Genomic DNA, 23,976 nt, shown 5'->3' with positions numbered 1-23,976 from the left:
CTCCACGAGGCGGCGAAGACAGGCCGGGGCCGGTTCGCGCCGCTGGATAGGGGATTGGCGGAAATTATAGCAGCCCGGGCCGCCGGACCCGCGGCGACCTAGGAAACGGCCAGGATCTGCCCATGTTCCACGTGGAACCGGGCGATCGGCAGGCTGGCGTCGGCCAGCGCCTGCGGGGTCTCGGTGGCAGTGACGAAGACCTGCGCCGGCCCGGCACGCAGGCGCTCCAGCACCCGGGCCTGGTGGTGGCGGTCCAGCTCCGAGCCCAGATCGTCCAGGGCGATCACCGGCCATTCGCCGCGCTGCTCGGCGTAGTCCTCGGCCTGCGCCAGCAGGCAGGCCAGGGCGGTGAGCTTGGCCTGGCCGCGGGAGAGCGCATCACGGCCGGGAATCTCGGCAAAGCTGAGGCTCCAGTCGGCCCGGTGCGGGCCGGCGGAGGTATAGCCGAGCTGACGGTCGCGCTCCCGGTTGAGCAAAAGTGCATCGGCCAGCGAGACCTCCTGACGGCGCCAGCCGGGCGCGAACTGCAGATGCGCGATGCCCAGCGACGGGGCGAGATCCGGGGCAAGGGCGAGCAGACGCTGAAGCAGGCGGTCCAGGTAGTCCTGGCGGCGCGAGGTCAACGGCTCGCCAGACTCGGCGAGCTCGTGATCCCAGGCATCCAACGCCGCGCCGCTGCCGCCGCTCTTGAGCAACGCATTGCGCTGCTTGAGCGCGCGGGCGTAGCGCCGCCACAGGGACAGGAAGTCAGGTTCCACGTGGAACAAGCCCCAGTCGACGAAGCGGCGGCGGGGCTCGCCGCCGCCGCTGACCAGCAGATGGCTTCCTGGCTCGAAGGTGACCACTGCCAGCGCGGCGCACAGCGTACCGAGATGGGCGACGTCCTCGCCGTCGAGGCGACCACGCCATTCTTGCCCGCTGTGGCGCAGTCCGGCGCGGCGCCGACGAGTCGCGCCGGCTTCAGCCGACTGCTCCTGCCATTCGACGAAAACGTCCAGCGCGTCCTGGCCCTGGCTGACCAGCCCATCGCGCACGCGTCCGCGGAAGCTGCGGCCATACGCCATCAGGTGCATCGCCTCAAGCACCGTGGTCTTGCCGGCGCCGTTGTCGCCGGTGATCAGGTTCAATCCAGGCGCGGGCGCCAGCTCGAGCGCCGCGAACCGGCGCAGGTGGTGGAAGTCGAGGCGGGAGACGTGCATGCGGGGATAGAGGCGAAGGCGCTCGCACCGGGCGCACGCAGATCGGGGCTTGGGGTAGGGCGGCAGCATACCCAAAACGGCTGATGGGCGCTGTCAGGACGGCCGCGCTCGGGAAATTGACAGCGCTGCGTGCCAGCAACCTCCGCATCATTGGGAGGACGGACTCCCGCGGGACGGTGGAGGCGTGGGTAAGAGAGTCGGCCAGGCGATCACAGGCACGTTGTCTTGCCGCACGGTCTCCTGGCGCTTCGATAATGGTGTGATCCCGCCGAGGTGCCGGAGCCGTCTCTTTGCAGACACAGTCACGGCCGATGCGTTTTGGCCGGGTAATGCAAGGGTGCAAGCTGCGCGGGCCTCCCGTGGCAACGGATCCCTCTCAGTGCGGGAGCGTTGATCTTGGAGCCCAACAAAAAGAAAACCCGGCACGAAGGCCGGGTCGCTTTCGCACGTGTTCCACGTGGAACACGAAACGGGAAAGGTCAGAGACGCAGCGGCATCACCACATGACGCGAGCGGGCGCTGCTGGCTTCGCGCACCAGTGCCGACGAGTTGGCGTCGCGCAGCTGGATCACCACGAACTCCTCGCGCAGCGCAGACAGGGCGTCGAGCAGGTAGTTCACGTTGAAGCCGATCGCCAGGTCGCTGACCTTGGTGTCCGCTTCCACTTCTTCCTGCGCCTCTTCCTGCTCCGGGTTATGCGCACTGATCTTCAGCTGGCCCGGCGAGACTTCCACGCGCACGCCGCGGTACTTCTCGTTGGACAGGATCGCCGCACGCTGCAGCGCCGCGCGCAGGATCTCGCGATCCAGCTTGACCTCGCGGTCGGCACCGATCGGGATCACCGCTTCGTAATCGGGAAAGCGGCCGTCGATCAGCTTGGACGTGAACGTGACATCGTCGCGCTTGACCCGCACGTGCGCGCGGCCGACTTCCAGCTCGACCTCGCGCTCGCCGCCTTCCAGCAGGCGCTGCAGCTCGGTCACGCCCTTGCGCGGCACGATGATCTGGCGCTTGGCGCCGCCGGCGTTCTCCAGCTCGGTCTCGCACAGCGCCAGGCGATGGCCGTCGGTGGCCACGCAGCGCAGGGTCTGGTCGCGCAGGTCGAACAGCAGGCCGTTGAGGTAGTAGCGCACGTCCTGCTGCGCCATCGCGAACGCGGTGCGCTCGATCAGTTCCTTCAGCGCGGCTTCCGGCACCACCACGCGCTCGGTGGCTTCCACTTCGTCGACCGACGGGAAGTCGTTGGCCGGTAGCGTGGCCAGGGTGAAGCGGCTACGCCCGGCTTGCACGGTGATCTTGTCGCCGGACTGCGAGACGGTGACCTTGCTGCCGTCGGGCAGGGCACGCACGATCTCGAACAGCTTGCGCGCCGGGATCGTGGTTTCGCCGTCCTGGGCATCGTCGACCGCAATGCGCGAGACCATTTCCACTTCCAGATCGGTACCGGTCAGCGACAGCTGGCCACCCTGCACCTGCACCAGGAAGTTGGCCAGAACCGGCAAGGTCTGGCGGCGTTCGACCACATTGACGACTTGCGCCAATGGCTTGAGGAAGGCTTCGCGCTGCAGTGTGAAACGCATGTGGTTCCGTGCCCCTATGCTTTAAAAGATGTGGAATAAATCAAAAGCTTGGTGGTGATGGTAGAGCGAAATTCGGTGCAAATGTAGCTCAAACCACTGAAAACAAAAGATTTTTAGCGCCCTCAATCCCGTGTACTACTGTCCCGGAACTGGTGGGGAAACCTGTGGATAGTTTTGCCGTCGCCGCCGCGTCGCGCTTTATCCACAGTTTCTCCCGGATTTGTCGCGAAGTCATGCACCGATTTATCACGTGGCGCCAGGTGACCGCCGAACGCGCACGCTGCGCGTGCGGATCGGCGTGTCGTCCTGTCCTCTCCGGGCTCACTCGCTGAGCTTGCGGATCAGCTTGTCCCAGTCTTCGCGGAGCTTGCCGTCGGTTTCCATCAGGTGCTTGATCTGCCGGCAGGCGTGCAACACGGTGGTGTGGTCGCGCCCGGCGAACGCATCGCCGATCTCCGGCAGGCTGTGTTCGGTCAGTTCCTTGGTCAGCGCCATCGCCACCTGCCGCGGCCGCGCCAGCGAGCGCGTGCGCCGCTTGGACAGCAGATCCTTGATCTGCAGGCCGTAGTAGTCGGCCACGGTCTTCTGGATGTTGGGGATGCCGATCGCCTGCTGCTGCGCACGGAGCAGGTCGCGCAGGGTTTCCTGGGCGAACTCGGTGGTGATCGCGCGGCCGGTGAAGTTGGCGCGCGCCGCCAGCGTGTTGAGCGCGCCTTCCAGGTCGCGCACGTTCGAGCGCATCTTCTTGGCGATCAGGAACGCCACGTCGTCGGGGATCTCCGCGCCGCGCTCGCGCGCCTTGGCCAGCACGATCGCCGCGCGGGTCTCGAAATCGGGCGGATCGATCGCCACCGACAGGCCCCAGGCCAGGCGCGACTTCAGCCGCGGCTCCAGGCCCTCGACCTCGCGCGGATAGCGGTCGCAGGTCAGGATGATCTGCTGACGGCCGTCGAACAGCGCGTTGAAGGTGTGGAAGAACTCTTCCTGGGTGCGGTCCTTGCCGGCGAAGAACTGGATATCGTCGATCAGCAGCGCGTCCACCTGCTGGAACTGGCGCTTGAACTGGTCCATGGTCTTGTCCTGCAGCGCACGGATCATCGCGCTGAAGAACTGTTCCGAGCGCAGGTACATCACCCGCGCGTTCGGATTCTGCTCGCGCATGGCGTTGCCGGCGGCGAACATCAGGTGGGTCTTGCCCAGGCCGGTGCCGCCGTACAGCAGCAGCGGGTTGTGCGCGCGGTCGCCGGGCTTCTGCGCGGCCTGCACCGCCGCGGCCAGGCCGAGCTGGTTGCTGCGGCCTTCGACGAAGTTGGCGAAGGTGTAGTGCGAATCGAGGTTGCCGGCGAACGGCTCCAGCAACGGCGGCGCCGGGGTGCGTGCGGCCGCGGTCTCGCTGGGCGGGGCGGCCGCCGGTTCCGGCGCGCGCGGACGCGAGCCGACCTGCAGCAGCACCTCGCCGCTGCCGGCGAAATAGGTCAGCAGTTCGCGGATACGCGGCAGGTAGCGCTCGCGCACCTGCTCGACGATGAAGGCGTTCGGGGCGTACAGCACCATGCTGTTGTCATGGCGCTGTTCGGCTTGCAGCGGTTTCAACCAAGTGTGAACGTCCTCGGCTGGAAATTCGGCTTCCAGACGTTCCAGGCAACGGGGCCAAGCATCCATCAGATCTAAATTCGTCGATAGACCGGGCATGAAGGGCGCGCTCGGGCGCGGCGCATTCGGCCGGTGGGAGAGGAAAGCGGATGGATCAGACTACCACCGGCGCGCAGGGTCGGGAATGGTTTTCCCACGGCTATTCACAGATCCATCCACAGGCCTGGCGTGGCCAGCCATTGCCGTCGTCAATACAGGGAGTTGACCGCGGCGTAAGAGGTCCTATAGAATTTCCGGTTCTTTCCGCCCCATTCAGATCAGAGCGCCCCGATGGCCACCAAGCGCACCTTCCAGCCCAGCAACCTCAAGCGCAAGCGCGACCACGGCTTCCGTGCCCGTATGGCCACCGCCGACGGCCGCAAGATCCTGGCCCGCCGCCGCGCCAAGGGCCGCAAGCGCCTGAGCGCTTGATTGCTTCGCCGCCCCAGGCGGCGCCTGCAATCCGGACCGTGAATCATCCCGACCCGCGTAGGCGATTTCCTCGCTCTGCGCGGGTTCGCACGTCTGCGGAATACCGCGTCGTGTTCGATGCCGCGCGCCGCTGTTCCGAGCCGCTGATGAGCCTGCACTGGCGCAGTGCGCCGCACCCGGCGCGGCTGGGTCTGGCGGTGTCGCGCAAGGTCGACAAGCGCGCGGTCGTGCGCAATCGCATCAAGCGCGTGCTGCGCGACGCCACGCGGCAGCTGTTGCCGTGGCTGAAGCCCGGCGACTACGTGGTGGTGGCGCGCAGCGCCGCCGCCCAGGCCAGCGGCGAGCAGCTGCGCCAGGCCTATCTGCGCCTGCTGCGTCGCGCCGGCGCATTGCCGGCCCCGGCCGCGGACGGCACAATGCCGCCGCCCGATCGTCCTTCTTCCCCCACATCCACGTCAGAACCTGCTTCTGGCTGAGCCGAGCTTGCCTGTCCGATGAACCAGACCCGCCTTTTCCTGATTTTCGCCTGGCTGATGGTCGCGGCGCTGTTGTGGATGGAGTGGAACAAGGAACATTCGCCGAACGCCACCGCGGCGACGGTCGCGGCGGCGACCACGGTGCCGCCGGCGCAGGACGCCGATGCCGGCGCCACGCATGCGCCGGCCGTTCCGCAGGCCACGGTGCCCGGCACCGCGCCGGCCAGCACCACGCCCGAGACCGCCGCGGCCAGCGCCGCGCCGCGGGTCACCGTCACCACCGACGTGCTGCGCCTGACCCTGGACGGCCGCAGCGTGTTCGACGCCGATCTGTTGCTGTTCCCGCAGACCAAGCAGCCGGGCAGCCCGCCGGTGCAGCTGCTGACCGAGGACGCGGCGCATCCGTACACCGCCACCAGCGGCTGGGTCGGCGAGCACAACTCGCCGTCGCCGGGCCCGGGCGGCTTCCGCCCCGAACACCCGGGCCAGGAGTACGTGCTGGCCAAGGGCCAGGACAGCCTGCAGGTGCCGTTCGTGTGGAATGGCCCGGATGGCGTGACCATCCGTCGTGTGTACACCCTGCAGCGCGGCCACTACGCCGTGCAGGTGCGCGACGAGGTCGTCAACCACGGCAGCAAGCCGTGGCAGGGCTACGTGTTCCGCAAGCTGAGCCGGGTGCCGACCATCGTCAGCCGCGGCATGACCAACCCGGATTCCTTCAGCTTCAACGGCGCCACCTGGTTCAGCCCGGCCGACGGCTACCAGCGTCGTGCATTCAAGGACTACCTGGAAGACGGCCCGCTCAACCAGACCATCTCCGGCGGCTGGATCGCGCTGCTGCAGCACCACTTCTTCACCGGCTGGATTCCGCAGGCCGACCAGCAGGCGCTGTACGTGCTGTCCAACGACGGCCCGCGGCATGTGATCGAAGCGCGCGGCCCGGGCTTCACCGTGGCGCCGGGCGCCAGCGCCAGCACCGAGGCGCGGCTGTGGGTCGGCCCGAAGCTGGTCAGCCAGATCGCCAAGGAGAACGTGCGCGGCCTCGACCGCGTGGTCGACTACAGCCGCTTCTCGCTGATGGCGCTGCTCGGCCAGGGCCTGTTCTGGATCCTCAGCCACCTGCACAGCCTGCTCGGCAACTGGGGCTGGTCGATCGTCGGCCTGGTGGTGCTGCTGAAGCTGATGCTGTATCCGCTGTCGGCCGCGCAGTACAAGAGCATGGCCAAGATGCGCAAGTTCCAGCCGCGCATCCAGCAGCTCAAGGAGCGCTACGGCGACGACAAGCAGAAGTTCCAGACGGCGATGATGGAGCTGTACAAGAAGGAGAAGATCAACCCGATGGGCGGCTGCCTGCCGGTGCTGATCCAGATGCCGATCTTCTTCGCGCTGTACTGGGTGCTGGTGGAGTCGGTGGAACTGCGCCAGGCGCCGTGGTTCGCCTGGATCCAGGACCTGACCGCGCGCGATCCCTACTTCATCCTGCCGGTGATCAACGTGGCGGTGATGTGGCTGACGCAGAAGCTGACGCCGTCGCCGGGCATGGATCCGGTGCAGGCCAAGATGATGCAGTTCATGCCGCTGGTGTTCGGCGTGATGATGGCCTTCGTGCCGTCCGGTCTGGTGCTGTACTGGGTCACCAACGGTTCGCTGGGCCTGCTGCAGCAGTGGTGGATGACCAAGCGCCACGGCGAACCGGCCACTGCCGGTGGTGGCGGCAGCGGCAAGCCGCCGGCCAAGGCCAAGAAGTAAACCCGACAACGCCCGCCCTCCGGCGGGCGTTGCGCATGCGGCCGGGGAAGGCGCCGGCGTCTGCGCTGTTCCCGTAGCGCCTTGCTCGCGAGTCCGTGGTCATGCGCAAGCGCCATCGTCCGTTGTCGCCGTCCGTCGCCGTGATCGGCCTGCTCGCCTTGGCGCTGGCCGCGTGCCAGCGCACGCCTGCCGACAGCGCGGCGACGCCGTCCAAGCCCGCGACATCGGCGCCGGCGATCGCCATTCCAGGCTCTCCCGCATTGCAGGCCCAGGCGACGACGCTGCTGCAGGGCCTGCAGGCGCAGCTGGCGGCGCAGCGCAAGATCATCGTGTTGCTGGCCGACGAGGCCAAGCAGTCGCAGGCCGACCGACAGACCTCCAGCAGCGTCGGCCAGCAGCTGTTCCACGAGGGCCTGGAGCGCCGCGAGGCGCTGGCCAAGCAATTCGATGCGCTGCTGGCGCTGCCCGACCCGCAGCGCTTCGCCGCGGTCGGCAGCCTGCTGGACTACGTCGAATCGGCGCCGGACCTGTACGACGCCGACCGCCTGGCATTCCGCGAGATTCTCGCCGACTGGCAGGTGCGCATCGGCAAGGACTCCTCGCTGCCGGCGATCAAGCTGCACCAGCGCATCGGCGAAGACCTGGAAGCGCTCGACGAGATCGAACGCACCTACAACCGCGAGATCACCGCGATCTTCAGTCGCTTCGATCGCACCCGCGCGATCGTGCAGAAGCGCGAGAAGTGGGAGGACTACGTCGCCCACCTGGGCACGCTGTACACGCGCGAAGCGATCCTGCGCGACTACGGCGTGATCACCCCGTACCCGATGTCGATGAAGGACAGCGACCGCGAGGTGTTCGGCCGCGACCTGCCGCCGAAGACCGTGGTGCTGAGTTTCGACGACGGTCCGCATCGCGAGTACACCGACGAGATCGTCGCCATCCTCAAGCGCTATGACGTGCCGGCCACGTTCTTCGAAGTCGGCCGCAACCTGGGCAAGCTGGAGCCGGATGGCAAGGTCGACCTGTCGCCGCTGGCCAGCGTCAGCCGCAGCCTGATGGAGCAGGGCTACACCGTCGGCAACCACAGCCTGACCCACGCGCAGCTGTCCAAGGAAACCGGCGCCGCGCTGCGCAGCCAGATCCTCGACACCGACCGCATGCTGCGCGCGGTCGATGCCAAGCGTGCGCCGCTGTTCCGCTTTCCCTACGGCGCGCGCAACGCCGAGGGCATGCAGATCCTGGGCGAGGCCGGACTGAAGTCGGTGATGTGGAACGTGGATTCGCTGGACTGGGCCGACCCGGTGCCCGAGTCGATCGTACAGCGCGTGCTCGAGCAGGTCGGCCGCGAGCAGCGCGGCATCCTGCTGTTCCACGACATCCACGAACGCACGGTCAAGGCGCTGCCGCAGATCCTCGACCGGCTCAGCGCCGACGGCTACCAGCTCGCCGCCTGGAACGGGCGCGACTTCAGCGTGGCGCGCGCGGCCAGCAACGCCGCCGCACCGACGGTGACCAGCGGCTATGACAAGTCGTGGGCCATCGTCATCGGCATCGACGACTACGCGCACTGGCCCAAGCTGCAGTACGCGGCCAACGACGCGCAGGCCATCGCGCAGACGCTCACCGGCAGCTTCGGTTTCCCGTCGTCGCAGGTGATCGTGCTGAAGAACCAGGAGGCGACCCGCAACAACATCCTGGCCGCTTTCCACGATCGCCTCGCACACGGCGGTGTGGGCAAGAACGACCGCGTGTTCGTGTTCTTCGCCGGCCACGGCGCCACTCGCAAGCTGGCCTCCGGGCGCGACCTCGGCTACATCGTGCCCGCCGATTCGGACCCGGCGCAGTTCGCCACCGACGCGATTCCGATGACCGAGATCCAGGACATCGCCGAAAGCCTGGAAGCCAAGCACGTGCTGTTCGTGATGGACGCGTGCTACAGCGGCCTGGGCCTGACCCGCGGCGGCGGCACCAGCGCCTACCTGCGCGAGAACGCGCGGCGCATCGCCCGGCAGATGCTCACCGCCGGCGGCGCCGACCAGCAGGTCGCCGACAGCGGCCCCAATGGCCATTCGGTATTCACCTGGGTGCTGCTGCAGGCGCTGTCGGGCAAGGCCGACCTCAACGGCGACGGCCTGATCACCGGCACCGAGCTGGCCGCCTACGTGGCGCCGGCGGTGTCGAGCATCTCGCAGCAAACGCCCGCGTTCGGCAGCCTGCCCGGTTCGCAGGGCGGCGAGTTCGTGCTGCAGGTACCGGAGGGCGAGGAATTCCTCACCGCCAGCACCCAGCAACTGTCCTCGGCGGCGATCGCGATGAACGACCGCGTCGATGCGGCCGCGCCCGCGTCGACCGCGACGCCGAACGCGGGCGCCGGCAGCGCCGACGCGCCGGCCGCTCCGGCCAAGCCGGCGGTGGTGGTCAAGGATCTGCAGGGCGGCGAGCGGCCGCTGGCGGTGCCGGCCGCGGCCGGTCCGGTGTCCGACCGCCAGCGTGCGCAGCGCGCCAACGACCGCGGCCTGCAGTTGTACAAGGAGAAGCGCTACGACGAGGCCGAGGCGCAGTTCACCGAGGCGCTGAAGCTGCGCCCGGACTTCGCGCTGGCGGCCAACAACCTGGGCTTCATCTACTATCGTCAGGGCAAGTACGCGCAGGCCGTGCGCTGGCTGGAGAACACGCTGAAGATCGATCCCTCGCGCGCGGTGGCCTACGTCAACCTGGGCGACGCCTACCGCCAGCTCGGCGATGCGGCCAAGGCCAAGCGCGCCTTCCAGACCTACCTGGAGCTGCAACCCAACGGGGCGTCGGCCGCCTACGTCCGCGGCCAGTTGCAGACCCTGTGATCCACCGCGCCGCCGAACCTGTCGCCTTCGCTATGCCGTCTTCCGCCACCGAGACCATCGCCGCCATCGCCACCGCTCCCGGCGCGGGCGGTGTCGGCGTGGTCCGCGTGTCCGGTCCGGCGGCGGCGGCCATCGCCGAGGGGCTGGGCCTGGGCGCGCTGGTGCCCCGCAGCGCGCGCTACGCGCGCTTTCGCGACGCGCACGGCGAGATCGTGGACGACGGCATCGCGCTGTGGTTTCCGGCGCCGCGCAGCTTCACCGGCGAGGACGTGCTGGAACTGCAGGCGCATGGCAGCCCGGTGTTGCTGCGGCACCTGGTGGCGCGCTGCTGCGAACTCGGCGCGCGTCCGGCGCGTCCGGGCGAATTCAGCGAGCGCGCCTTCCTCAACCGCAAGCTGGACCTGGCCCAGGCCGAGGCGATCGCCGACCTGATCGCCGCCGGCGACCTGCGCGCGGCACGCGCGGCACGGCGCTCGCTGGACGGGGTGTTTTCGCGTCGCGTCGACGACCTGGCCGAACAGCTGATCCGCCTGCGCATCCACGTCGAAGCGGCGATCGATTTCGCCGACGAGGCATTGGACACGCTGGGCGGTGCGCAGGTCCGCGCCGGCCTGGCGCAGGCGCGCACGGATCTGACGCAGTTGCGTGCCGACGCCGAACGCGGCCGGCGCCTGCGCGATGGCCTGCACGCGGTGCTGGTCGGCCCGCCCAATGCCGGCAAGAGTTCGCTGCTCAACGCGCTGGTCGGTAGCGACCGCGCCATCGTCACCGACATCGCCGGCACCACCCGTGACACCTTGCACGAGACCGTGCGCCTGGACGGCGTGGAACTGACCCTGGTCGACACCGCCGGCCTGCGCGAGGGCGGCGATGCGATCGAGCGCGAGGGCATGCGCCGCGCGCGCCAGGAACTGCAGCGCGCCGACCTGGCGCTGATCGTGCTCGACGCGCGCGAGGCCGAGGCCGGCCAGGCCGCGATCGCCGATGCCATCGCGGATGTGCCGCAGCGCCTGTGGATCCACAACAAGAGCGACCTGCTCGCCGCCGTGCCCGCGGCCAGTGCCGAGCGCGTCTACGTTTCTGCGGCTACCGGCAGCGGGCTGGAGCAGTTGCACGCGCAGTTGCGCGCGATCGCCGGTGCCGCGGCCGGCGAGGGTAGCGACGGCGAGTTCTCCGCGCGCGCGCGCCACGTCGACGCGCTGCAGCGCGCCGCGACGCATGCCGACGCGGCGGCGGTCGAACTGCAGTACGAACGCCTGGAACTGGCCGCCGAAGAGCTGCGCCTGGCCCATGCCGCGCTCGGCGAGATCGTCGGCACGCTCAGTGCCGACGACCTGCTCGGGCGGATCTTCTCCAGTTTCTGTATCGGCAAATAACCCGTCGCGCTGCCGAGTGCGCTTACGGCTTCAGCCCTGCCAGTTGCGCGCGATTGTCCTGCAGCCACTGTTCGAACGGCAGCGGTGCCTGCCCGGTCAGCGCCAGGTAGTCGCCGGTGACGGTGGCGACGCGGCCGACGGCGGTGTTGGTGTCGAACGAGGCATAGATGCGCGCGACCGGCTCGGGCAGGCCGGCGCCGACCATGCCCTGCACCAGGCCTTCGACCGGTACCGGCACCACCTGGATCTGCACGTCCAGCACCTGCGCGACCAGCGCGGCGATCTCGGCGGTGGTGTAGGCGCGCGCGCCGCTGAGGGTGAGCGTGCGCTTGCCGTCGCCGCCGGCCAGGGCGACCGCGGCGGCGCGGGCCAGGTCGTCGCGCGCGATATGGGCGATCCCGCCGTCACCGGCCGCGCTGTACCAGTGGCCCGAGGCCAGCACCGACGGCAGGCTCATGAACAGATTTTCGAAGTACCAGTGGTTGCGCAGCACGGTCCAGGCGGGCAGGGCGCTGGCGGCCAGGCTGTCTTCGGTGCCGGCGTGATCCGTGGCCAGCAGCAGCGGCGAGTCGTGTGGTTCCGGGCAGGAGGTGTAGACCAGGTGGCCGACGCCGGCACGCTCGGCGGCGGCGATCGCGGCCTGGTGCTGCTGCAAGCGGTGGCCGGGGCGGTCCAGCGCGTCGGTGCTGATCAGCAGCACGCGGCCGGCGCCACGGAATGCGGTGTCGAGCGAAGCGGCGTCGTCGAAATCGCCGTGGCGCACGGCCACGCCGCGCGCGGCCCAGGCGGCCAGGCGCTCGGGCTGGCGGGTCATCGCCACCACCCGCGCCGGCGCCACCTTGAGGGTGTCGAGCAGGTGCGCGAGCACGCGCTGGCCGAACTGGCCGCCGGCGCCAGTGACGAGCAGGGAATCGGAAGATGCGGACATGACGGGTCTCCTGAGGAAGGGCGGCGTCGCAGGACGCCATGGTCTGGAAAAGGAACCTGGTCTATCCTAGAGACCTTGGCCGACCTGTAAAGACGGCACTTTTTCCGCCCCTGCTTACCCCGAGGTAACCACCATGGACACCGTCGTACCGCCGGTCGCCGCCTGCGACGCGCTGTTGAGCCAGCAGTTGCAGGACTACCAGCGTGCCGGCATGGCCATCGACCAGTGCCCGGTGCGCGACGTGCTGGCGCAGATCGGCGACAAGTGGAGCACCCTGTTCGTGATGCTGCTGGCCGAACGCCCGCACCGCTTCGGCGAACTGCGCCGCGCGGTGCCGGACATCTCCCAGCGCATGCTGACCCAGACCCTGCGCGACCTGCAGCGCGAAGGGCTGGTCGCCCGCGAGGTGCTGCCGACCGTGCCGCCCGGCGTGGAGTACCGGCTCACCCCACTGGGGCACTCGTTGAGCGTGGTGCTGGCACCGCTGGTGCGCTGGGCTGCCGATCACCACGCGCAGATCCGTGGCGCGCGCGCCGCGTTCGAGGCCGATGCACCGGCGCGGGCGGTGGGCGCTGCGTACGGTTGACGCGTCCCGTGCGAGCGGCTTTACCGAGAACGCCCGGTCGCAGCGGAAGCCGCACCTACGGACATTCCCGCATTACCCGCAACCCCGACGGCCGCAAACGCCCGAATTCGGCAACCGAGGATCAGCTCTCCGCAACCACCCGCGCGCTGTAGCTGTCGCCGTCGCGCTGCACCCGTACCGGTCCGCCGAACACCGCCGACAACGGCGCATCGGCCAGCAGTTCCTCGCGCGCGCCGTCGGCGTACACCTGGCCCTCGCGCAACAGGATCACCCGTGCGATTTCCGGCACGATCTCTTCGATGTGGTGGGTGACCAGCACCAGGGTGATGCCTTGACGGGCGAGGTCGCGCATCGTCGCCAGCAGGTGCTCGCGCGCGACCAGGTCCAGGCCGGTGCTGGGTTCGTCCAGCAGCAGTGCCTGTGGCCGATTGACCAGAGCGCGCGCGATCAGCACGCGCCGGGTCTCGCCGGCCGACAGCTCGGCATAAGGACGCCGCAGCAATGGCAGCGCGTGCGCGGCCTGCAGCGCCTCGCGCGCGCGGTCGCGCATCGCCTCGGTGACCTCGCGGTGCGGCGGCACCACATAGCTGGCGAAGAACCCCGACAGCACGGCGCTTTCCACGTCCAGCCCAGGCATGTCGGCGAGATTGACGCTGAGGTCGCCGGTGACGATGCCCAACTGACTGCGCAGTCGGTCTACCTGCCAGCGGCTCTGGCCGAGCACCCGCACCGCCGGCTCCTCGCCGGCGCGCGCCAGCGGGTACAGCTCGCGGGTGATGAGCTTGATGAACGAGGATTTGCCGCAGCCGTTCGGGCCGAGGATCGCGGTGTGCTGGCCGAGCGCGATGCGCAGGCTCAGCGAATGCAGTACCCGGACCTGGCCGCGGACGACGCTGGCGCGATCGAGTTCGATCAACGGCGCGGCCGCTGGCACGGGGGTTGCTTGGGAAGAGGCGGCTGACATGGAACCGAAACCGTTCTGTGATCGGAAGCGCTTGGCGGCTGAATACCATACGCGAGCGCCGGGTGAAGTTTGCGCCCGCAACCCCCATCATGTCGTCATCCCCTCACGCCGTCTTACGCTCTGGAGCTTCTGGCAATGTTCGACGCGATCCTCGACTTCCTCGGCAACGGCCTGCTCGGCGTCGGCTGGTGGGGCATGCTGGCCGTGCTGCTGCTGTTCACCCAGCTCACCATCTTCGCGGTGACGCTGTATCTGCACCGCAGTCAGGCGCATCGCGGCGTGGACTTCCATCCGCTGCTGTCGCACTTTTTCCGCTTCTGGACCTGGTTCACCACCTCCATGATCACCAAGGAGTGGGTGGCGATCCATCGCAAGCACCACGCCAAGGTGGAGACCGAGGAAGACCCCCACAGCCCGCAGACCAAGGGCATCGCCCGCGTGTTCTGGCGCGGCGTGGAGCTGTACCGCGAAGCGCGCACCCAGCGTGGCGACATCGAGCAGTACGGCAAGGGCGCGCCGGACGACTGGATCGAGCGGCACCTGTATACCCCGTACGCGAACCTGGGGCCGGTGGCGCTGTTCGCGGTCAACTTCGCGCTGTTCGGCCTGCCCGGCATCGCGCTGTGGGCGCTGCAGATGGCGTGGATCCCGTTCTGGGCCGCCGGCGTGATCAACGGCCTGGGCCATTGGTGGGGCTACCGCAACTTCGAGTCCGCCGACACCTCGACCAACCTGACCCCGTGGGCGCTGTGGATCGGTGGCGAAGAACTGCACAACAACCACCATGCCTTCCCGAGCTCGGCGCGTTTCTCGATGCGCCGTTGGGAACTGGACATCGGCTGGATCGCGATCCGCGCGCTGGCCGCGCTGCGCCTGGCCAAGATCCTGCGCGTGGCGCCGACCCTGGACGTGCGCCCGAACATCGCCGTGCCCGACGCCGACACCCTGCGCGCGCTGCTGTCGCATCGCTTCCAGGCGATGACCGATTACCAGCGCAACGTGTTCAAGCCCGCGCTCAAGGAAGAAGCCGCGCAGGCCGGCGCCAAGCTGCGCAAGCTGCTGCCGCGGCGCCTGCGCAAGGGCCTGGTCGACGATGGCCGCTGGCTCAAGCCCGACGCGCGCGAACAGCTGCAGCACTGGGTGGCGCAGCGGCCGCGCATGCGCACGCTGGTCGAGCATCGCACCCGCCTGGCGGCCCTGCTCGAAGCGCGCACCCACGATGCCAGCGAGCGTCTCAAGCACCTGCAGGCCTGGTGTCACGACGCCGAAGCCAGCGGCATCGCCGCGCTGCAGGCCTACGCCGCACGACTGAAGGGCTACGCCCTGGCATGAGCCGCGGCGCACCGCATATCCCGTCGCACGAACGCCGCCTTGCGCGGCGTTCGTCGTTACTGGCCGGACTGACGCTGCGCATCGCCTGCGCCCTGTTTGCCGGCGGTATCGTCAGCGCCCACGCGCAGGCGATCGACAGCACCACCAGCTACCTGCAGCGCATGGACCGCGATGGCGACGGCCGCGTCAGCCTGGACGAATACCTGGCCTGGATGAGCTATGCCTTCGACGCGCGCGACCTCGATCATGACGGCGTGCTCAGCCCCGCCGAATTGCCCGGCGGCCGCGGCCCGCCGATCACCCGCGCACAGCACCTGGCCACCCTGACAGCCCGCTTCCGCAAGCAGGACACCAACGGCGACGGCTACCTCAGCGCGCGGGAGTTGGCGGCGCCGCCGCAGTAGGGGACGCCGATCCGGCGGGCGCTGTGCTCGCCGATTCCGGGGCTGGCGCTGCGGTGTCCGGAGCCGAGGCGAGTCTGCGAGCAGAAACCAGGTGCAGCAGCGCGACAGAAAGAAAGGCAATGGCGGTCGCATGCATCTGAAGGCTGACCATCACCCAGGCGAGCAAGCAATACATCGCCGCAAGCTTGCTGTGCATGGACGGCAGCATGGTGATGGCTTTTATCCGCATCAGCGCGACGTCGCCTCGCGATCCGGGATCCAAAGACATTCGCGCATCAGGTGACGCCCTCAAAGACCCAGGCCTTGCAGCGCTGGAAATTCTCTTCCCCTTTCCAGACCTCGGTATAGGTGGGTCCGCGCACGCGTTCGATCAGTTCAAGGGCTTTCTCCCGATCGCGCGCCAGGCAGGCGAAGCGGGCAAAATTCTGCAAATTCCATTCGTCCGCATAGACTTTGAGCACGTCGTCGATGCCAGCGCGCATGGTCGACCAGCGCGCCAGCGATTCGGTGAACAAGCGTTCGTCATAGATCGATTGCGAGGCGTACCAATAGATGCGTGCGTACAGTCCCTTGCCCTCACGTGCCCGCGTGCGTTCCATCGCCATTGCGGCGAAGCGTTCGATGTCGGTGGCGTTGCCTCCCCATTTGGGCGAATAGAACTCGATCGCCTGGAAATAGATCTCGTAATACGCGGGGTACCGCGCCATCGCCTCGTCGATCAGCGCCTGGAACCTGTCATCGTCCCACTGCTGTACCTTGGCGACGCCTTCCATCTCGACGTACCACTCGGGATCCAGCGACGCGATCTGCTTGTTGTCTTCAAGATACTGCCGGGTCGCTTCGATGCCAGCCTTGAACGGCGCCCAGTCCTGCGGACGGACCGTATTGGCGTAACCATTGCCGCGATGGCTCCAGGCGCGACTTGAGAGCCATGCTGCATAGGCGATTCGTGCGCTGGGAGACTTTGGATATGCCGCGATCCAACGCTTGACGACGCTCTCCTTTTCCGCCCACGCCGCCTCGCTGTATGACCCAGTGCGTAAATAGCGACCGACGCCGCTATGCAACAGGCTCAATTTCCAGACGCCACTGGAGGTCCTGGACTGCTTCGTTCGATAGACCGCCGCTTGCCGTTCGAGCGCCGCGATGTCGCCACTCTTCATGGCGGATCTTGCACCTTCGAAAATTGCGGTGCGTTCCTCCATCTCTTCAGCACAGGCGAGCGCAGAAACCGTCGCTGCAGCGAAAAACAGCAGCGCCGACAACAGGCGATACGTCATCTGGGGCATTGGATTCATTTCCTTGAAAATTGCACTTCCTTGACGGACGCGTGGGTCACGTCGGGTGGAGTTGCCGGCTACCCGCACTAGGATCAGCGCGTCCCTGCTTACAGACAAGAGCGACATCACCCTGGTGTTACAGTTTCCGAATCCCGCTATCGACTCGCCGCGACCGTACCATCATGCCCGAACTCCCCGAAGTCGAAACCACCCGGCGCGGTCTGGAGCCGCATCTGTCGGGGCGGCGCATCCATGGGGTGATCCTGCGGCGGCCGGATCTGCGTTGGCCGATTCCCCCCGAGGTGGCCGAGCAATTGCCCGGGCAACGCATCGACGGCATTCGCCGGCGGGCCAAGTATCTGTTGCTGGATACCGCGGTGGGCAGTGCGCTGCTGCATCTGGGCATGTCCGGCAGCTTGCGCGTACTGCCGGGCGACACGCCGCCGCGGGCGCACGACCACGTCGACATCAGCCTGGAAGACGGACGCGTGCTGCGCTTCAACGACCCGCGCCGGTTCGGCTGCCTGCTGTGGCAGGCGCCGGGCGAGATCCATCCGCTGCTCGCCGAACTGGGGCCGGAGCCGCTGTCCGATGCGTTCGACGGCGATCATCTGTTCCGGCTCAGCCGCGGCCGCACCGCGCCGGTCAAGACCTTCCTGATGGATCAGCGCATCGTGGTCGGGGTGGGCAACATCTACGCGGCCGAGAGCCTGTTCCAGGCCGGCATCAGTCCGCTGCGCGAGGCGGGCGAGGTCTCGCGCGCCCGGTATGCGCGCCTGGCCGAGGCGGCCAAGGCGATCCTGGGCTATGCGATCCAGCGCGGCGGCACGACCTTGCGCGATTTCATCAGCCCGGACGGGGCGCCGGGCTACTTCGAGCAGGAGCTGTCGGTCTACGGCCGCGAGGGCGAGGCCTGCAAGCGTTGCGGACGCACGCTGCGCCACGCCAGCATCGGCCAACGCGCCAGCGTCTGGTGTGGCCACTGCCAGCGCTGAGCAACGAACGCGATCGCGCTGCACGCACCGGCGAAGGCGGTCCGGGGCCCGCAGGGACACCGGCAGCACCGCGCTTCTTGCAGCGTCTCGGCACGATGGGCCGTCGCGACCGCGAACGCGCTTCAGCCGCGACGGGCCTTGCCGGTAACGCGTCGGCTCAAGCGCACATGTCGCTGGGCTTTTCAGCGGGCCTTGTCGCGTCGTTAGCGGCTCCCGAAGGCGCCTTGCCCACTCGGGCATCGCGACGCCGATGTGGTCGGGTCGGCAAAGCGTGTCTCCCGGGCCTGCCGGCCCACTCCTGCACGTCTGCGCCCGGGACGCACTCCCACGGACACCATCACCGCCACCTTCGGCGCCGCTTGTCTATGATGGGCGTCCTTTTCCGTTTCGATCCCGGCCATGCAACGACGCGATTTCCTCAAGAACGCCGCCGCCGCCTTCGCCGCCATGGGCTTGCCGGCGATGCCGATGCTCGGCCAGGCGGCCCCTGCGGTGGGCCTGCGCCGCCTGGGCAAGCCGCAACCGTTCGACTACGCCTGGCTCAAGGGCCACGCGCGGGCCATGGCCGATGCGCCGTACCAGAGCCACAAGCGGGCGCTGCCGGCGCCGGTGGAGGGCTTGACCTGGGACCAGTACCAGTCGATCCGCTACCGCCAGGATCACGCACTGTGGGCGGCCGAGCAGGGTCCGAAGTTCCAGGCCAAGTTCTTCCACCTGGGGCTGTACTTCAAGACGCCGGTGCACATGTTCGACCTGGTCGACGGGCAGGCGCAGGAACTGGCCTACGACAGCGCGGCGTTCGATTACGGCAGCAGCGGGCTGAAGGGCAAGCCGCTGCCGAAGGAACTGGGCTTTGCCGGTTTCCGCCTCAACACCAAGCAGGACACCGAGCGCGACTTCGCCGCCTTCCTCGGCGCCAGCTACTTCCGTGCGGTCGGCAAGGAGGGCCAGTACGGCCAGTCGGCGCGCGGGTTGGCGATCGATACCGGCACTGGCGGCCCGGAGGAATTCCCGGACTTCATCGCCTACTGGCTGGAGCAGCCCAAGGCCGGCTCGGACACGGTGGTGGTGTACGCGCTGCTGGATTCGCCCAGCGTGGCCGGTGCCTACCGCTTCGCGATCACCAATGGCGACGTGCTGCTGATGGACATCGACAGCGCGCTGTATCCGCGCAAGACCATCGAGCGCCTGGGCCTGGGGCCGTGCACCAGCATGTACCAGGTGGGCGAGAACGACCGCCGCATGGATTGGGACTGGCGCCCGGAGATCCACGACACCGACGGCCTGGCGATGTGGACCGGCGGCGGCGAGTGGATCTGGCGGCCGCTGTGCAATCCGCCGCACCTGCGCTTCAACATGTTCGTCGACGAGAACCCGCGCGGTTTCGGCCTGCTGCAGCGCGACCGCAACTTCGATCATTACCAGGACGACGGCGTGTTCTACGAGAAGCGCCCATGCCTGTGGGTGGAACCGAAGCAGGGCTGGGGCAAGGGCTCGGTGCAACTGGTGGAGATCCCCACCGTCGACGAGACCTTCGACAACATCGTCGCGTTCTGGAACCCACAGGACAAGCCGCAGCCCGGACAGGAGCTGCTGTTCGGATACCGCCTGTACTGGGGCGCACAGGCGCCGGCGTCCTCGCCGCTGGCGCACTGCGTGGCCACGCGTACCGGCCTGGGCGGCGTGGTCGGGCAGAAGCGGCATTACTTCTCGTGGCGCTTCGCGGTGGATTTCGTCGGCGGCGAACTGGCCAAGCTGGGCAAGGAGAAGGACGCCAAGGTCGAGGCGGTGCTGCAGCTCAATCGCGGCCGTACCGAGATCGTCTCGGCGCGGCCGTTGCACGAGATTTCCGGCTACCGCGCGATGTTCGACGTGGTGCCGCCGGACGACGGCACCGAGCAGATCGACATTCGCCTGTACCTGCGCAGCGGCGAGCGCCCGCTGACCGAGACCTGGCTTTACCAGTGGACGCCGCCGCCGGCGGCCGAGCGCAAGTTGTACTGAGCCGCGAAGCGCTCGGCGCCGGCCGGCATCGGGCGCTCGTTGGATGGGGCGGTTGCGCGGGTGTTTAAGTCCCGACGCAGTCGGGGGTGCGAGTGCGGTGCGCCTCGCGCGTCGCGGCTGAGCCACTCCCACAGGGGCGCACAGGCCCGGCACTGAGCTGCTGTGGGAGGGACTTCAGTCCCGACGCGGGAATGGCTCCGCGTTCAGTGCTTGCCCGGCTCCTGCGGCGGCGTTGGCGGTGCGCCTTCCGTGCTGATGTCCTCGACATCGCCGATGTCGACCCGGCCCGGGGTGCGGCCGTCCCACACCTGGTCCTGCAGCTTCCAGTACGCGCTCGGTTCCCAGAACTGCTTGGCGTAGAACACCTCCGGATCGATGCTGCCGCCACGCGGGCCGTTGATCGACAGCGGGCCGGCCGCGCCGGAGTGGCCGAGCAGGCCGCCGGTGCTGCGCATCGCTTCGCGCCGCAGGACCGCTTCCTGGCGCGGCTTGGCGACCTGATCGCCGTAGTCGGCGAGCATCGACTTGTCGAGCTTGGCCGCGCGCTTGCGCTCGTCCGGAGTCAGCTGGTTCCAGTACTCCATCTTGCGCGCGCCGAACTGGTCGTAGCCGCGCTCGGCGGCCAGCGCCATCCACAGGAAGCCCATCGTATGGTCGGCGGCGCCGCCCTGGCCTTCCCAGTACATCTCGCCCAACCGCGCCTGCGACGGCTTGTCGGCATAGCGTGCGGCCAGTTGGTACTGCTTCCTGGCCTCGGCGTACTCGCCCTTCTTGTCGGCGCGGATACCGGCGCGGCGATAGAACAGGTCCAGGTGCGCCTCAAGGAAGCCGTCGGTGAGCACCTGCGCCGGGATGTCCTGGAAGGTGTGGTCGCCCGGGGCCGCAGCGGCGGGGCCAGGCAGGGCGAGCAGCAGGGCACAGGCCAGTGCGGTGCCGCTGCCGGCAAAAAATCCTTTGAACGAAAGCATGTTCCTCATCCCATGAGTGCGATCGGCGCGATTCTAGGCATGCCGCCTGGGCGCGCTCCATAGACTGATGGCATAGGCACGGGCGCCTGCGCGGCAATCGTCAGCGGCGGTTCATCGCGGTCCGATCCGACGCACCAGTGCGGTGCGTCGCGCGTTGCATGCGAGTTACAGCGGCAGTGCGATCTGCAGCGGATCGATGCGCCCTTCGCCGCGCATGATCTTCTTGAACTCGGGGCGGCTGACCGACACGTAGCGCTCGTTGCCGCCGATCTCCACCTGCGGGCCGTCCTGCACCGCGTGGCCGTTCTCGTCGACGCGCACGGTCATCGTCGCCTTGCTGCCGGTGTGGCAGATGGTCTTGATCTCCTGCAGTTCGTCGGCCCAGGCCAGCAGGTATTGGCTGCCTTCGAACAGCTCGCCGCGGAAATCGGTGCGCAGGCCGTAGCACAGCACCGGGATGCGCAGCCGGTCGACCACTTCGCTGAGTTGCCAGACCTGCGCGCGGCTGAGGAACTGCGCTTCGTCCACCAGCACGCAATGCAGCGGCCCGTGGCTGGCGATGTCGGCCTCGAGGGTGGCCAGCAGGTCGGTGTCGGCGACGAAGGGCATGCCGTCGGCGCGCAGACCGATGCGCGAGGCGACCACGCCGCTGCCGGCGCGGTGGTCCAGCCGCGGCGTCAGGATCGCCGTGCGCATGCCGCGCTCGCGGTAGTTGTGCGCCGACTGCAGCAGCGTGGTGGTCTTGCCGGCGTTCATCGCCGAATAGTAGAAATACAGTTTCGCCATGCCGCCGATTCTAGCGCGGCGGCCGCGCGCCCCGGCCGCCGGACGGTTCGCGAACCGGTTCAGCGCCGGCGCGGCGGTGGGGCGTCGGCGCCGGCCAGTGCCCGTTACAATGCGCGGCCAAGGGAAGTCTTCATGCACGGTCTCAATCCTCCCCAACGCGCCGCGGTCCTGCATTGCGAGGGTCCGTTGCTGGTGCTGGCCGGCGCCGGCAGCGGCAAGACCCGCGTGATCGTGGAAAAGATCGCGCACCTGATCGCCAGCGGCCGTTACCCGGCCAAGCGCATCGCCGCGATCACCTTCACCAACAAGTCGGCCAAGGAAATGCGCGAGCGCGTGGCCAAGCGCATCCGCAGCGAGGCCGCCGACGGCCTGACCATCTGCACCTTCCACGCCCTGGGGCTGAAGTTCCTGCAGATCGAACACGCGGCGGTGGGCCTGAAGCGCGGCTTCTCGATCTTCGACGCCGACGATGCCGCCGCGCAGATCAAGGACCTGATGCCCGGCGCCAAGCCCGATGCCATCGAGGACGCCAAGAACCTGATCTCGCGCGCCAAGAACGCCGGGCTGTCGCCGGAGCAGGCGATGGCGGCGGCGCGCAGCAACCGCGAGCAGGAAGCGGCCAGCCTGTACGAGCGCTACCAGGCGCGGTTGAGCACCTTCAACGCGGTGGACTTCGATGACCTGATCCGCCTGCCGGTGCAGGTGCTGGAGGAGAACGAGGACATCGTGATGGCCTGGCGCGAACGCATCGGCTACCTGCTGGTGGACGAGAGCCAGGACACCAACGACGCGCAGTACCGGTTGCTGAAGATGCTGGCCGGCCCGCGCGGCAACTTCACCTGCGTGGGCGACGACGACCAGAGCATCTACGCCTGGCGCGGCGCCAACCCGGAAAACCTGATGCAGATGGGCCGCGACTACCCGGCCCTGCAGATCATCAAGCTGGAGCAGAACTACCGCTGCTCCAACCGCGTGCTGCGCGCGGCCAATGCCCTGATCGCGCACAACCCGCATGAGCATCTGAAGACGCTGTGGAGCGATCAGGCCGATGGCGAGCGCATCCGCGTGTGGGAGTGCCGCGACAGCGAGCACGAGGCGGAGAAGGTGGCCGCCGAGATCGCCTATCTGGGCACCGCCAAGCAGGTGCCGTGGAGCGATTTCTGCATCCTGTTCCGCGGCAATTTCCAGTCGCGGCCGCTGGAAAAGGCGCTGCAGATGGCCAGCGTGCCGTACCACATCACCGGCGGCACCGCGTTCCTGGAGCGGCAGGAGGTCAAGGACGTGCTGTCCTGGCTGCGCCTGCTGGTCAATCCCGACGACGACGCGGCGTTCCTGCGCGCGGTGCAGGCGCCCAAGCGCGAGGTCGGTGCGACCTCGCTGGCCAAGCTGGCCGAACTGGCCTCGGCCAAGCACCTGCCGATGTCGCGCGCGGCCGAGTCGGTGGGCGCGCTGCAGCAGTTGCCGCCGCGCGCGGCCAACGGCCTGAGCGACTTCGTCGACATCCTGCACGAACTGCGCGCGGCCTCGACCACGCTGTCCTCGGCCGACGTGGTGCGCCAGCTCGCCGAGCAGTCGGGGCTGATCCGCGAGCTGCGCAGCCAGTGCAAGGACGAAGCGAGTTTCCAGCGCCGCCGCGGCAACCTGGAGGAACTGGCCAAGTGGTTCGAGGGCGGACCGCGCGGCGCCACCGTCGGCGACCTGGCCGCGCAGCTGGCGCTGCTGTCGCGCAACGACAAGGACGACGGCGGCAACCAGGTGCGGATGATGACCATGCACGCGTCCAAGGGCCTGGAGTTCCGCTACGTGTTCATCGTGGGCTGCGAGGACGGCGTGCTGCCGCACGAGGTCAGCCTGGAAGAGGGCAACCTGCAGGAAGAGCGGCGCCTGCTGTACGTGGGCATCACCCGCGCCAAGGAGCAGCTGTGGATGAGCTACAGCAAGCTCACCCGCAAGTTCGGCGAGCATATCCGGCTCAAGCCCAGCCGCTTCTTCGACGAGATCCCGGCCGAGGAAATGCAGCGCGACGGCGCCGACCCGGTGGCCGACGCAGCGCGCAAGAAGGAACGCGCGAATGCAGGGTTGGCGGCGATCCAGGCGTTGTTTGATTGAAGGCCGGGATTGGGGAGTCGGGATTGGGGATTCGTAATGGCGGGGTGCGTTGTGCGCGCCGTGGCTGGGAGGGGACGTGCGGATGTGCGCAGGGCCTTGCCAGCTGTTCCTTCTCCCTGCGGGACCACGGCCCCCTTTTGGGGGAAGGTGCCCCGCAGGGGCGGATGAGGGTGCGGGCGAAGCCTCGTGTCCTCAATCTCTGCATGTCGCTTCGCGCCGGACCCTCACCCCAACCCCTCTCCCGGAGGGAGAGGGGCTAGTCGGCTGTTCCTTCTCCCTTCGGGACCACGGCCCCCTTTTGGGGGAAGGTGTCCCGAAGGGGCGGATGAGGGT

The 23,976-nt window shown here is 68.3% G+C and carries 20 protein-coding genes; 11 read left to right on the top strand and 9 right to left on the bottom strand.

Going from position 1 to position 23,976, the window contains the following annotated elements:
• Positions 1–98: 98 nt before the first annotated feature.
• The 3 genes from recF to dnaA form a co-directional block, all read right to left on the bottom strand.
• On the bottom strand, positions 99–1,199 hold the full coding sequence (recF, locus tag SLW55_RS06750) for a DNA replication/repair protein RecF (RefSeq protein ID WP_320744864.1): 1,101 nt from the start codon (positions 1,197–1,199) through the stop codon (positions 99–101).
• Positions 1,200–1,678: 479 nt separating this feature from the next.
• Entirely contained in the window at positions 1,679–2,779 is a 1,101-nt protein-coding gene (dnaN, locus tag SLW55_RS06745) for a DNA polymerase III subunit beta (protein ID WP_017911750.1), read from the bottom strand.
• Between the two features lie 321 nt (positions 2,780–3,100).
• On the bottom strand, positions 3,101–4,441 hold the full coding sequence (gene dnaA, locus SLW55_RS06740; protein WP_026144198.1) for a chromosomal replication initiator protein DnaA: 1,341 nt from the start codon (positions 4,439–4,441) through the stop codon (positions 3,101–3,103).
• A 261-nt stretch (positions 4,442–4,702) separates the two neighbouring features.
• Between dnaA and rpmH the strand changes: the two genes are divergently transcribed.
• From rpmH to mnmE, 5 genes are all read left to right on the top strand, one after another.
• Positions 4,703–4,843, top strand: a complete 141-nt coding sequence (gene rpmH / locus SLW55_RS06735; RefSeq protein WP_003469983.1) for a 50S ribosomal protein L34 — start codon at positions 4,703–4,705, stop codon at positions 4,841–4,843.
• A gap of 38 nt (positions 4,844–4,881) precedes the next feature.
• Positions 4,882–5,319 (top strand): ribonuclease P protein component, encoded by a 438-nt coding sequence (gene rnpA, locus SLW55_RS06730; RefSeq protein ID WP_026144197.1) that lies wholly within the window; start codon positions 4,882–4,884, stop codon positions 5,317–5,319.
• 18 nt (positions 5,320–5,337) lie between these two features.
• Positions 5,338–7,068, top strand: a complete 1,731-nt coding sequence (gene yidC, locus SLW55_RS06725) for a membrane protein insertase YidC (protein ID WP_267098917.1) — start codon at positions 5,338–5,340, stop codon at positions 7,066–7,068.
• Positions 7,069–7,169: 101 nt separating this feature from the next.
• Complete coding sequence (locus tag SLW55_RS06720) at positions 7,170–9,911, top strand: tetratricopeptide repeat protein (protein WP_320744863.1); 2,742 nt, start codon at positions 7,170–7,172, stop codon at positions 9,909–9,911.
• Positions 9,912–9,943: 32 nt separating this feature from the next.
• Positions 9,944–11,287, top strand: coding sequence for a tRNA uridine-5-carboxymethylaminomethyl(34) synthesis GTPase MnmE (gene mnmE, locus SLW55_RS06715; RefSeq protein WP_320744862.1), 1,344 nt, complete (start codon positions 9,944–9,946; stop codon positions 11,285–11,287).
• A 22-nt stretch (positions 11,288–11,309) separates the two neighbouring features.
• Here mnmE and SLW55_RS06710 read toward each other — a convergent pair whose 3' ends face one another.
• Positions 11,310–12,215: an NAD(P)H-binding protein gene (locus SLW55_RS06710; RefSeq protein ID WP_320744861.1), complete on the bottom strand. Its 906-nt coding sequence runs from the start codon at positions 12,213–12,215 to the stop codon at positions 11,310–11,312.
• Between the two features lie 133 nt (positions 12,216–12,348).
• Between SLW55_RS06710 and SLW55_RS06705 the strand changes: the two genes are divergently transcribed.
• Positions 12,349–12,801, top strand: a complete 453-nt coding sequence (locus tag SLW55_RS06705; protein WP_267093186.1) for a helix-turn-helix domain-containing protein — start codon at positions 12,349–12,351, stop codon at positions 12,799–12,801.
• A 121-nt stretch (positions 12,802–12,922) separates the two neighbouring features.
• Here the strand turns inward: SLW55_RS06705 and SLW55_RS06700 are convergent, their stop codons facing one another.
• The gene (locus SLW55_RS06700; protein ID WP_295860227.1) at positions 12,923–13,765 is read right to left on the bottom strand and encodes an ATP-binding cassette domain-containing protein; all 843 of its coding nucleotides are present in this window, start codon (positions 13,763–13,765) and stop codon (positions 12,923–12,925) included.
• Between the two features lie 135 nt (positions 13,766–13,900).
• Between SLW55_RS06700 and SLW55_RS06695 the strand changes: the two genes are divergently transcribed.
• Together SLW55_RS06695 and SLW55_RS06690 are read left to right on the top strand one after the other, a co-directional pair.
• Complete coding sequence (locus tag SLW55_RS06695; protein WP_267104630.1) at positions 13,901–15,097, top strand: fatty acid desaturase; 1,197 nt, start codon at positions 13,901–13,903, stop codon at positions 15,095–15,097.
• Positions 15,094–15,501 (top strand): EF-hand domain-containing protein, encoded by a 408-nt coding sequence (locus SLW55_RS06690; RefSeq protein ID WP_267121633.1) that lies wholly within the window; start codon positions 15,094–15,096, stop codon positions 15,499–15,501. Before SLW55_RS06695 ends, SLW55_RS06690 begins: the two co-directional genes overlap by 4 nt.
• On the opposite strand, the gene SLW55_RS06685 is transcribed toward SLW55_RS06690, so the two are convergent.
• Together SLW55_RS06685 and SLW55_RS06680 are read right to left on the bottom strand one after the other, a co-directional pair.
• Positions 15,467–15,769 (bottom strand): hypothetical protein, encoded by a 303-nt coding sequence (locus SLW55_RS06685; RefSeq protein WP_295966095.1) that lies wholly within the window; start codon positions 15,767–15,769, stop codon positions 15,467–15,469. The genes SLW55_RS06690 and SLW55_RS06685 overlap by 35 nt on opposite strands.
• A 7-nt stretch (positions 15,770–15,776) precedes the next feature.
• The gene (locus tag SLW55_RS06680) at positions 15,777–16,790 is read right to left on the bottom strand and encodes a cytoplasmic protein (protein ID WP_320744860.1); all 1,014 of its coding nucleotides are present in this window, start codon (positions 16,788–16,790) and stop codon (positions 15,777–15,779) included.
• 173 nt (positions 16,791–16,963) lie between these two features.
• On the opposite strand from SLW55_RS06680, the gene mutM reads away from it, so the two are divergent.
• Positions 16,964–17,776 carry a bifunctional DNA-formamidopyrimidine glycosylase/DNA-(apurinic or apyrimidinic site) lyase gene (gene mutM, locus SLW55_RS06675; RefSeq protein ID WP_320744859.1) on the top strand — a complete coding sequence of 271 codons (813 nt, stop codon included), beginning with the start codon at positions 16,964–16,966 and terminating at the stop codon, positions 17,774–17,776.
• Positions 17,777–18,175: 399 nt separating this feature from the next.
• Positions 18,176–19,780 carry a glucan biosynthesis protein D gene (locus SLW55_RS06670; RefSeq protein WP_039726155.1) on the top strand — a complete coding sequence of 535 codons (1,605 nt, stop codon included), beginning with the start codon at positions 18,176–18,178 and terminating at the stop codon, positions 19,778–19,780.
• Positions 19,781–19,983: 203 nt separating this feature from the next.
• On the opposite strand, the gene SLW55_RS06665 is transcribed toward SLW55_RS06670, so the two are convergent.
• Both SLW55_RS06665 and SLW55_RS06660 read right to left on the bottom strand, forming a co-directional pair.
• The gene (locus SLW55_RS06665; RefSeq protein ID WP_017912190.1) at positions 19,984–20,748 is read right to left on the bottom strand and encodes a sel1 repeat family protein; all 765 of its coding nucleotides are present in this window, start codon (positions 20,746–20,748) and stop codon (positions 19,984–19,986) included.
• Between the two features lie 165 nt (positions 20,749–20,913).
• Complete coding sequence (locus tag SLW55_RS06660; RefSeq protein WP_017907968.1) at positions 20,914–21,534, bottom strand: thymidine kinase; 621 nt, start codon at positions 21,532–21,534, stop codon at positions 20,914–20,916.
• Between the two features lie 132 nt (positions 21,535–21,666).
• Here SLW55_RS06660 and rep point away from each other — a divergent pair, with 132 nt between their 5' ends.
• Positions 21,667–23,643, top strand: a complete 1,977-nt coding sequence (gene rep, locus SLW55_RS06655) for a DNA helicase Rep (RefSeq protein ID WP_010340793.1) — start codon at positions 21,667–21,669, stop codon at positions 23,641–23,643.
• Positions 23,644–23,976 lie beyond the last annotated feature (333 nt).

Source organism: Xanthomonas sp. LF06-19 (genome assembly GCF_034105425.1).
GTDB lineage: Bacteria > Pseudomonadota > Gammaproteobacteria > Xanthomonadales > Xanthomonadaceae > Xanthomonas_A > Xanthomonas_A sontii.
This window is presented reverse-complemented; position numbering and strand designations above follow the sequence as displayed.

Coding starts and splice junctions, on each gene's coding strand:
- SLW55_RS06670 (WP_039726155.1), top strand. CDS start 18,176: ATGCAACGACGCGATTTCCTCAAGAACGCCGCCGCCGCCTTCGCCGCC.
- SLW55_RS06685 (WP_295966095.1), bottom strand. CDS start 15,769: ATGTCTTTGGATCCCGGATCGCGAGGCGACGTCGCGCTGATGCGGATA.
- rpmH (WP_003469983.1), top strand. CDS start 4,703: ATGGCCACCAAGCGCACCTTCCAGCCCAGCAACCTCAAGCGCAAGCGC.
- SLW55_RS06705 (WP_267093186.1), top strand. CDS start 12,349: ATGGACACCGTCGTACCGCCGGTCGCCGCCTGCGACGCGCTGTTGAGC.
- dnaA (WP_026144198.1), bottom strand. CDS start 4,441: ATGGATGCTTGGCCCCGTTGCCTGGAACGTCTGGAAGCCGAATTTCCA.
- SLW55_RS06690 (WP_267121633.1), top strand. CDS start 15,094: ATGAGCCGCGGCGCACCGCATATCCCGTCGCACGAACGCCGCCTTGCG.
- SLW55_RS06710 (WP_320744861.1), bottom strand. CDS start 12,215: ATGTCCGCATCTTCCGATTCCCTGCTCGTCACTGGCGCCGGCGGCCAG.
- recF (WP_320744864.1), bottom strand. CDS start 1,199: ATGCACGTCTCCCGCCTCGACTTCCACCACCTGCGCCGGTTCGCGGCG.
- SLW55_RS06700 (WP_295860227.1), bottom strand. CDS start 13,765: ATGTCAGCCGCCTCTTCCCAAGCAACCCCCGTGCCAGCGGCCGCGCCG.
- dnaN (WP_017911750.1), bottom strand. CDS start 2,779: ATGCGTTTCACACTGCAGCGCGAAGCCTTCCTCAAGCCATTGGCGCAA.
- mutM (WP_320744859.1), top strand. CDS start 16,964: ATGCCCGAACTCCCCGAAGTCGAAACCACCCGGCGCGGTCTGGAGCCG.
- mnmE (WP_320744862.1), top strand. CDS start 9,944: ATGCCGTCTTCCGCCACCGAGACCATCGCCGCCATCGCCACCGCTCCC.
- rep (WP_010340793.1), top strand. CDS start 21,667: ATGCACGGTCTCAATCCTCCCCAACGCGCCGCGGTCCTGCATTGCGAG.
- SLW55_RS06720 (WP_320744863.1), top strand. CDS start 7,170: ATGCGCAAGCGCCATCGTCCGTTGTCGCCGTCCGTCGCCGTGATCGGC.
- SLW55_RS06660 (WP_017907968.1), bottom strand. CDS start 21,534: ATGGCGAAACTGTATTTCTACTATTCGGCGATGAACGCCGGCAAGACC.
- yidC (WP_267098917.1), top strand. CDS start 5,338: ATGAACCAGACCCGCCTTTTCCTGATTTTCGCCTGGCTGATGGTCGCG.
- SLW55_RS06680 (WP_320744860.1), bottom strand. CDS start 16,790: ATGCCCCAGATGACGTATCGCCTGTTGTCGGCGCTGCTGTTTTTCGCT.
- SLW55_RS06695 (WP_267104630.1), top strand. CDS start 13,901: ATGTTCGACGCGATCCTCGACTTCCTCGGCAACGGCCTGCTCGGCGTC.
- SLW55_RS06665 (WP_017912190.1), bottom strand. CDS start 20,748: ATGCTTTCGTTCAAAGGATTTTTTGCCGGCAGCGGCACCGCACTGGCC.